This is a genomic window from Planktothricoides sp. SR001 (assembly GCF_001276715.1).
Classification (GTDB): domain Bacteria; phylum Cyanobacteriota; class Cyanobacteriia; order Cyanobacteriales; family Laspinemataceae; genus Planktothricoides; species Planktothricoides raciborskii.
In genome coordinates this window covers 83,377-91,845 of sequence record NZ_LIUQ01000027.1, presented here as the reverse complement: position 1 = coordinate 91,845, position 8,469 = coordinate 83,377, and the positions used below count along the sequence as shown (strand labels likewise).

12 protein-coding genes are annotated in these 8,469 nt (G+C 43.3%); 3 read left to right on the top strand and 9 right to left on the bottom strand.

The features are described 5' to 3' along the window. Nucleotides 1–16 precede the first annotated feature (16 nt). Nucleotides 17–802 (bottom strand): hypothetical protein, encoded by a 786-nt coding sequence (locus tag AM228_RS16630; RefSeq protein ID WP_156331841.1) that lies wholly within the window; start codon nt 800–802, stop codon nt 17–19. Continuing rightward, a complete protein-coding gene (locus AM228_RS16625) occupies nt 751–1,206 on the bottom strand; it encodes a hypothetical protein (protein ID WP_156331840.1) in 456 nt (151 codons plus the stop codon). Before AM228_RS16625 ends, AM228_RS16630 begins: the two co-directional genes overlap by 52 nt. A gap of 259 nt (nt 1,207–1,465) precedes the next feature. On the opposite strand from AM228_RS16625, the gene AM228_RS36235 reads away from it, so the two are divergent. The 3 genes from AM228_RS36235 (at nt 1,466) to AM228_RS16610 (ending at nt 2,201) form a co-directional block, all read left to right on the top strand. Next, nucleotides 1,466–1,588: a hypothetical protein gene (locus AM228_RS36235; RefSeq protein ID WP_255353211.1), complete on the top strand. Its 123-nt coding sequence runs from the start codon at nt 1,466–1,468 to the stop codon at nt 1,586–1,588. 155 nt (nt 1,589–1,743) lie between these two features. Beyond that, nucleotides 1,744–2,010, top strand: a complete 267-nt coding sequence (locus AM228_RS16615) for a hypothetical protein (RefSeq protein ID WP_054467241.1) — start codon at nt 1,744–1,746, stop codon at nt 2,008–2,010. Next, nucleotides 2,007–2,201 (top strand): type II toxin-antitoxin system RelE/ParE family toxin, encoded by a 195-nt coding sequence (locus AM228_RS16610; protein WP_231636833.1) that lies wholly within the window; start codon nt 2,007–2,009, stop codon nt 2,199–2,201. The genes AM228_RS16615 and AM228_RS16610 overlap by 4 nt, the downstream gene beginning before the upstream one ends. Nucleotides 2,202–2,388: 187 nt before the next feature. Here the strand turns inward: AM228_RS16610 and AM228_RS34330 are convergent, their stop codons facing one another. From AM228_RS34330 to AM228_RS16580, 7 genes are all read right to left on the bottom strand, one after another. Next, entirely contained in the window at nt 2,389–2,625 is a 237-nt protein-coding gene (locus AM228_RS34330) for a hypothetical protein (RefSeq protein WP_197285323.1), read from the bottom strand. Between the two features lie 199 nt (nt 2,626–2,824). After that, nucleotides 2,825–3,061: a hypothetical protein gene (locus AM228_RS34325; RefSeq protein WP_197285322.1), complete on the bottom strand. Its 237-nt coding sequence runs from the start codon at nt 3,059–3,061 to the stop codon at nt 2,825–2,827. 12 nt (nt 3,062–3,073) lie between these two features. Next, nucleotides 3,074–3,571: a hypothetical protein gene (locus tag AM228_RS16600; protein ID WP_054467239.1), complete on the bottom strand. Its 498-nt coding sequence runs from the start codon at nt 3,569–3,571 to the stop codon at nt 3,074–3,076. 593 nt (nt 3,572–4,164) lie between these two features. Then, nucleotides 4,165–4,323 (bottom strand): type II toxin-antitoxin system Phd/YefM family antitoxin, encoded by a 159-nt coding sequence (locus AM228_RS35355; protein ID WP_231636832.1) that lies wholly within the window; start codon nt 4,321–4,323, stop codon nt 4,165–4,167. A gap of 314 nt (nt 4,324–4,637) precedes the next feature. Further along, complete coding sequence (locus AM228_RS16590) at nt 4,638–5,651, bottom strand: hypothetical protein (protein ID WP_054467236.1); 1,014 nt, start codon at nt 5,649–5,651, stop codon at nt 4,638–4,640. A gap of 2 nt (nt 5,652–5,653) precedes the next feature. Next, nucleotides 5,654–6,202 carry a J domain-containing protein gene (locus AM228_RS16585; protein ID WP_054467234.1) on the bottom strand — a complete coding sequence of 183 codons (549 nt, stop codon included), beginning with the start codon at nt 6,200–6,202 and terminating at the stop codon, nt 5,654–5,656. A gap of 184 nt (nt 6,203–6,386) precedes the next feature. Then, a complete protein-coding gene (locus AM228_RS16580; protein ID WP_054467233.1) occupies nt 6,387–8,036 on the bottom strand; it encodes an NAD(P)H-quinone oxidoreductase subunit 4 in 1,650 nt (549 codons plus the stop codon). Nucleotides 8,037–8,469: the final 433 nt, after the last annotated feature.

The following is an 8,469-nucleotide window of genomic DNA, read 5'->3' as shown; positions in this document are numbered from 1 at the left end:
TGGCTGATGCAAAAACTTAATCCCCTAACTCTGGCAAGGTGATATTTTGGGCTAAATTTTCGTAATAACGACGGTCATCTCGGTAATGCTTACGAATCATGGCCGGGGATGTGTCCAGTAACGCGGCGATCGCTTCCTCTGACATTCCAGACTCTAACCAACGATTCTGGGTAGTATGTCGGGAATGGTATGTAGGCAGATACTCGCTGACCTCACCCATTGTTACCAGTGACTCAACAACCGGCTTAAATATCTTGTTGGTAAAGTAATCAATCGTAATGTACCAATGGCATGAGGACGGAAAAACTAGGTTAGGGTAGTGAGGGCGATTGACGGTTTTTAGATGCCGGGAAATTCTAGGCTCACGGTAAATCGTCTCTCGTTTGGGAATTGCCATGATTAAATCTGCCAGTTCTGAGTTAACCGGAAAAACCCGTGGTGTATTTTTGCCGTTGCGATCTCCTTTACTAGGCTTGAGAATCCCATCTGTATAGGCACGGTCAAAATAAATCTTGATAGGCCGGTCCCGTTCCCAGATGATTTGTTCCCACTCTAGAGCGATCGCTAGTTGCGGTCGGACCCCGGTCAGAAACATGAATTTTAAAAACTCAGCATAGTAAGAATGTTTGATGCGGGCACGGGGTGAGGTAAAGCGGTCAGTGGCGATCGCGTTGAGAATCACCGTGGCTTCAGAGTCAGAGTAAGCTTTACCAGTTTTATCCGATGTCTCACACTGACTCTTTAAAATGGCTAAATCACGGCTATAAAGATTTTTTCCCAGATGTCTTGTTTGACAGCCCAATTAGCGCAAGCGGATATCTTTGTGTAGTAAGAAGCCAAAGTGCTCGGTTTGTAGCGCTTGGTTAAACAACTTAAAAGTTGTTTAGAGTTACTGAATTTCAGCAAATCTGGGTCAACTGCTGTAAGCATTTTCTCAACGCGGGGATAATCTTTTGTCAGGGTTGTTTCCTGAATTTTGCCTTCCTGAGTCTTGAAATCAACAAACTTAACCCAGACATCTAGCAATGATGGGATTTTGGGCGCCACGGTGATTTTCAACCCAGGGCGATACTTTTGCAGTGTTGGGTCAAAAGCGGTAGGTAGTAGCCCTAAAATATCGTGTTTGATATCTTGTCTGATGATATCTGCAATTTCTTCAGCCTTGCGGCGGTCCCGTCGGTCATCCCACTTAAGTGGCAAGGTCATCTCATAATTTTTTTGCTTGCCATTTTGAGTCAGTCGGAACCGGATAAATATAGAGCCTGATTTTTTGGGCTTAGGGGTGATTTTGGGAATCATCTATATATTTATTAGAGAGTGTTGGATCTGAACCAAATGATACCCCAAGTGGTTGTAAAGGTGGCTGTGTTGGGGTGAAAAACTGCTTACAACCCAGTCATACCAATACTTGTAAGTAACTTATGATAACACCCTGAAACTGTGGGAGTTAGGGACGGGAAATGAGGTGGCGACGTTTAGAGGGGAGTTTGGTGGGTTTAACTGTTGTGCGATCGCAGCTGATGGGGTGACGGTGGTGGCGGGGGATTGGTCGGGGCGGGTGCATTTTCTGCGGTTGGAGGGGGTGTGAGGGAGCAGAGGGGCTGGGGAGCAGGGGTGCAGGGGTGACCGCCATCGGCAGGGGTGACCGCCATCGGCAGGGGTGGGGAGAAACCTTCTTTGCTTGCATCCGAGTGACCTGCCCTACAGCTATAATGGCGAGAAAGCAGGTTTCTGGAGAAAGTGATGCCAATTACCTTAAACAAGCAACAAGAGGAGTTTATCGCTGCCCAGTTAGCCCAGGGCAATTTTAACCATCCTGATGAAGAGGTGAATGCAGCGTTTAAATTGCTAGAAAAATTGCAAACTGAATACCAAGACTGGCTCACCGAAACCCTTGCTAAAGTACAATCTGCCGCCTTAGAATTGGATAATGGCGAAGGCTTAGATGGGGAAACTTTTGTTTTAGACATTTTGGAGCGTTTTCACCAAGCCAAGGGAGAAGCGCAGTGAGTCAGTACCGGATATCCCTATCCGCCAGTCAAGATTTGAACCAGATTTATGAGTATTTTTTAGCCCGAAATCTGACAGCAGGGGAGCGTTTTTTTGCAGAATTTAACCAGAAATGCAAATACTTAACCCAGTTCCCTTATCTGGGAAAAAGTTACGATTATTTATTGGCGGATTTGCGCGGTTTACCTTGATATGGCTACATTATTTTTTATCGGGTCAGAGGGGAAATGGTCGATTTTTTGCGGGTTGTGCATGGCAGACAAGACCTAGAAGAATTGTTTAGCGATTGATAAATCAAAGGATGAAACTAGCTGAAGCCATACTCACTGCAGATGCGAGGAGTTTCTTAATCAGATTTGGGTGAGGATGCAGAGATTGTCATAGAAACCCGGTTTCTCGGAAGTGAAAAGCTTCTCGCATTGCCACTTCACTAGGCCCAGTCCGCACCAAAATTGAACGCACTAAAGAGCCAAATATGCGCCACCCCACCAGACTTAAACTTGCATGGCGTGTTGATACCAATAAATCATCTAGTCGAATTTGACAAACGCCATCAAAAATCACCGCATTGGCGATCGCATCTTCTGGATCACCGGGCAAAGGTGGCAGACACATCCTCTGGTGGACGTGAACTTTAGCATTTCACTTAGAAGCTGTTTGGCATTCGGATCGTTGGCACGAATGGGTTGTAATCGCAACAAAAAGGCGTAATTACGGCGACCAGGTACAAGATCGTAGAAGTAGCAATGGCAAATTTAATCCCCGCGATCCGTTCTCCGAGGAAATAAGCCGCATCTGTGCTGATAATATGCCCCTACAAAAGAGTAAAGGGGTCTTCTGTCTCATCAATCAGACCCCTTGCCAAGACATCCTGATACTCAATGGGCTGGCATACCAGTGCGCCTTCTTCTCCAAAGACAAGCTGGCGGTGTTTGGTTTTGCCCAGTTTATTGGCGAACTCCTGAATTATCTCTAAAGCCTGAGAATCATGGGAGAGATTTTTTAACTGCTTTTCTAACTCCGCTAGACTGGGAGGCGGTTGATTGTTCATTGTCCCCGTGATTTAGTCTTCTAGTCCATTGGGCTGGGCAGTTTCGCCGATTTGCTGACGCGATAGCCTTGCTTCATGCAGGGGGTGAGGAATGCGATCGCGATCGAGTATCACCTCCTCTTCCTCATTTTGGTCTAAGGTTTCCGGTTCCAAAGCATCAAAGGTATCGCGCACCGGGAGTTCCGGCAAATTGCCTAGCATAGCCACCGCTTCCGCCAGTAAATTTAAGTTTTCTTCATCGGGATGCTTCTGGGCAGCGCGTACCGCTAGAACCACTACCCGGAGTCCTCCCCGCAGGCGATCGACATCCCGGGCTAAACCATACAAGGTCTGAAAATCATGCTCTTCAATAATACGATATTGGCCCGATTTGGTATGAAGGGTGGCAATAACCCGATCCTTGACTGAACTCAGGGTTTTCGCCCCTTCTAGACGAAATTGCTCAAACGACTTCCAGGTTTGACCAACTCGTAAGCTGAGCCCGCTTTGATTTTTTACAGGCGTCGCCATAATTCCACCTCCTGTGGACATCATAGCAAAAAACCAACGAAAAGCCAATGTTTTTACAATTCTCAAGATGTGGGTGGGGGCTAGAAACCTTCGATACTAGATTTCGGTGGGGATACAGAGGTTATGGCAGCCCCGGTTTCTGAGGGTTGCTGGGTTTTCGGGTGGGGGGATGCGAGAAACCGGGTTTCTTAATCAGATTTGGGTGAGGATGCAAAGGTTATGGCATTGGGTCCCGGTTTCTCGTTATGTTTTTGTCTGACCCAATTCCCCGTTTTCTACTTAGGATATAGTTGGTATTTTTAATTAAATTAAAATTCAATTAAAAATAGATTTTTTTCATCAGTTTAATATGATTTATAATCAGACCGTGATTGTAAAAAATAAACCTTATTTTTTGTTACCTTGTAAACAAAAAAATGCTCTAAATCAATTTATTATGGTTTTCATTAAATTGTTTTTTATTTTTAGGACTCAATTCCTAAATCCTCTTTTAATTCAGCTACCGTTTGAGGAGTTGTGGTGCTATTTTCTGACCATTCTAAAGCACGAAATAAACGTTTCGCATTTTCGGGCGATCGCAGTAAATAGACACATTATAATAAACTCTCTAGCTCATCTTCGGCAATTAACGCCACATTTTTCTCATTGCGGCGCTTAATGACCACAATCTGACGCTCATCACACACTTGATCCAAAATAGTGGCTAAATTCATTCTCGCTTGAGAATAAGTGGTTTCTTTGCTTAACATCATTTTTGCTAGATAACTCGTACAACATTATTGTACAATGCTAAGGGGCGAGTATGGGAGACAAGAAACCGGGTTTCTTGAGGCGGTTTGGGTGAAGATGCAAACCGTCTGACAGAAACCCGGTTTCTATAGCAAAATGTTTCAGGGTAAGGCGTTATAGCAATAGCCAGAGAAGGTAAGACATTAATAATGAGTGAAAACCATCTCATCAGAAGGTTTCCCCGTTGGTGTGTTACTGCGGAGGGTTTGAATCGGTTTGAGCCAGCAGATTAGGATAAAACAAAATTTGGGGATACCAAGACTAATTTTATAGTCACTTATTCACCATAAGGTAGAGTTGGTTGATGCATTTTAAGTTTTTCATAGAGAATTTTTCGTTTCCGATATAGCATTAATATTTTGTCATGTTTTTCAGGATATTTCCATTCTATATAATTAATAAAGTCATCAATTGTACAAGATTTGTTGAACCCTCCATTCCAAAGATGAAAACCATCACTAATTTCTTGACAAATGGGAATAATATTCTCAGGTTCTGCCGCCAAAAATCTATAGTTTTCTTTGTCATATAAATGATGTCCTACCAGTTGTAGGGTTGGATTGTCATATTTGTTACGAGTAGCACCTGTAATTTGACAACATTTGTTGTTCTGGTTTTTGACAAATCTAACAGCACTCTCAATCTGACTATCCGATGGAGATGGAGCCAAAGCTAGGTATTCTAAAACGGGCGGAGCCACTTCTCTAACCCTCTCGCAATACTCTCGCCTTTCTTGCGATCGCAAAGTCAAAGATAGCTCTATACTTAATTTTTCCAAACCTGATAGTGAGAAATGTACATCTTTTTCTATTAGATCGAAGTCTTCACCGAATATCATTGGGTTATCAGACATTCTAATCGATGCCCTGGCTTCAGCCAGTCTATCCTTATTAGTTCGGAATATTTTTACAACATCTCGATAACTTAGCCAATGTCTCTGATTTTTTACCAGCAAAGAAGAACTATGTTCATAAATTGAACGACGAACTTTATTATCAATCTGCTCAATGCGGTATTGTTCAACTAAGATCAACACCGATTTGATCGTGGCATCATTAACAATTCCTTCTTTCTCTAAACTCCTGGTAACGGCGATCGCACCTTCACGAGAAAAAAGCCTAATAGGTTTTTCGGCAATATAATTCTGAACAATAAAGTGGAGCGATTCTTGAAGTATTAAATCAACGGAAATTAACCTTTCAACAAAATCATCAAACTCTTTTAATGTGATTTCTAATGCTTCGACTAATTTTTTTTCTTCAATATAGAAAATATCTCTCTCAATGACCATGATTAAATTTCAAAACTAAGACTTTTGTACATTAAATCGATTCGCTCAAAAATCATGCGATCGCCCGTCTCTGGATTATCAGGATGATAAATCTTTGAAAGCCGATAATAAGCATTCTTAATATCTTGTTTTGTCGCTGTTTTGGGATCTAAGTCAAAGACTTGCCACGGCTTGAAATAATTAAAGACGTTGACACCGTTAATACAGCCATAACCCTGCTGATCTCGCTCGTGGGGGAGAATATCAATAAATCGACGATATAACATCTCCCAGGTTGATTTCAACCGAAAATCGGGGATTTTTATGCCCTCTGTGGCCATCTTAAAAGCTCCAGACTGCTTTAGTTCTTTGGTATTTTTGACCTTAAAACGGCGGTAAATGGCGCTTTTTAACTCATCAATACTGAGTGAATTTTCTGGAGTCTCTTCCTGATAAGCACTTCGGAGAACTAAATAAGCAAATTGTTCCAGGCTTGGTACATCAATTTGCCCATTTTGCGCGATCCGAGCAATCTCATGCCGTACTTCTTGAGGTAGGACTAATAAAACCATATAGCGTATTTTAAAATGACAGGTTGAGAAATGTGTATCCTACATTAGTCAATTCTAGCAGTAAATTTCGGGTAAGGGACAAGAAACCGGGTTTCTTAACCATATTTCGGTGAGGATGCAGAGATTGTCATAGAAACCCGGTTTCTGGGGTAAAAATAAATAGAGAAACCGGGTTTTTAGGTTTTTAGGGTAAGTTCATGCCGACGGTTTGAGACTGTCGAACATGACCATAAGCGTTAATCACTTCTTGATTAATGGCTACCGTGGTGGTGTCATAAGCTTGCATGGCAATCTTGGGATAACAGCCCAAGGCAATAATTAACACCAAAAAACTCAGGGCGATCGCTACTTCACGAGGACGGGCATCTAAAAACTGCGCTTCTCCCGGTAAGATACAATTAGTTCCAAAGCAGACCGCTGCTTGGTTGATGATAAAGTCTTCTCGTAACTCTGGGTCGGTGAGGTCACAAGCCGGCACTTCTTTCGATCCGTAAAAAGAACCGTAGAACACTTCCCGAACCATTGATAATAAATAAATCGGGGTGAGAATGACTCCCACCGCGCCTAAGAAGACGATCGCAAATCGGAAAGCCACACTATAAAATTCACTGGTAGCAATGCCAATAAATACTGCCACTTCACTGGCAAAGCCACTCATTCCGGGTAAAGCAATAGAAGCCATTGCCCCAGCGGTATAAAGGGCGAAAACTTTGGGCATAAACATTCCGATGCTACCCATATCTTTCATGGTCATAGTTTGGGTGCGATCGTAAGTAACGCCGGTCAGGAAGAACAAGACTGAGGCAATTAGACCGTGGGAAATCATTTGCAACATTGCCCCATTGACGCCGATATCGGTGAAGGAGGCAATGCCAATCAGCACAAAGCCCATGTGCGAAACCGATGAATAAGCTAATCGCCGTTTCATGTTGGTTTGGGCAAAGGAAGCTAAGGCACCGTAGATAATATTAATGACACCCAGGGTGACTAATACCGGGGCAAAGTAAATATGAGCATCGGGCATTAATCCCATGTTTAAGCGCATGATGCCATAAGCGCCCATTTTCAGCAAAACTCCGGCCAAAATCATGGACACTGGGGCAGATGCTTCCCCGTGGGCATCCGGTAGCCAAGTATGGAAAGGTAGGGCAGCGAGTTTGACCCCAAAGGCAAAGAGTAATCCCGCATATAGCGGCAGTTCCAAGGCTAGGGGGAAGTCTTTTAAGCCGAGTTCGGCAATATCAAAGGTGATTGGACCTGGACCGGCGAAGGCTAGGGCGAAGGCTGCCACTAAGATGAAGATGGAAGCAGCGGCAGTGTAGAGTAAGAATTTCGTGGCGGCGTATTGCCGTTTCGGGCCACCCCAAATGCAGACCAGCAAGTAAACCGGGACGAGTTCCAGTTCCCACATGATGAAAAATAGCAGCAGGTCTTGGGAGATGAATACGCCGATTTGCGCCGCGTATAAGACCAGCATTAGGAAGTAGAACATCCTAGGTTTGCGATCTAGTTGCCATGCGGAAAGCAGGGAAAGGGTGGTGACAAATGCCGCGAGAAGTACCAAGGGCATGGACATTCCATCGACGGACACCGCCCAACTGATGCCTAGTTGGGGAATCCAGGTGAATTTTTCGGTGATTTGAAAGGTGGCGAGTTGTGGGTCGTATTTTTGCCAAAAGAGTACGCAAATTAGTACCAAGTCGGCGATCGCCACTGACAAGGCATACCAACGCAGCACTTTTCCATCGCGATCGGGGATGATTGGCACCAGGAATGCTGCCAGGAAGGGCAGGGCAAATGTGGTGGTTAACCAAGGAAATGAATCAGTAAGCATTGCAGTGGAAGTTGAGCCCAAACATGGGCCGGTGAAAGAACTGTGAAAATATTATCTCTGTTTTTTACTTTTTATTTAAATTTTTTTCATTGTGGCGGAAACTGATTGGTAGTACATTAGGGAAAACCTTATCCAGTATGGTTTAGAGATGCGATCGCGTCTCGGCCTAGGCCATAAGGGACAGAGTCGATCGCGATCGTTGGCTCAATGGTTTTCCATAATAATTTATCGATAATAATCATAAGCAATATAAGTAATTATAAAAACCAAATTATCAAACCCAATAATAGAGATTAACTTAATCCCCACTTATCACCGGCAAAGAGATTAATTTTCCGCAAAATGTTATTTTCACATATCTTTGTAAAATCAAAAAAATTATAAAAACTATTGACAATTCAGCATTTTTTGGTAATATAGTCATTATAAGATA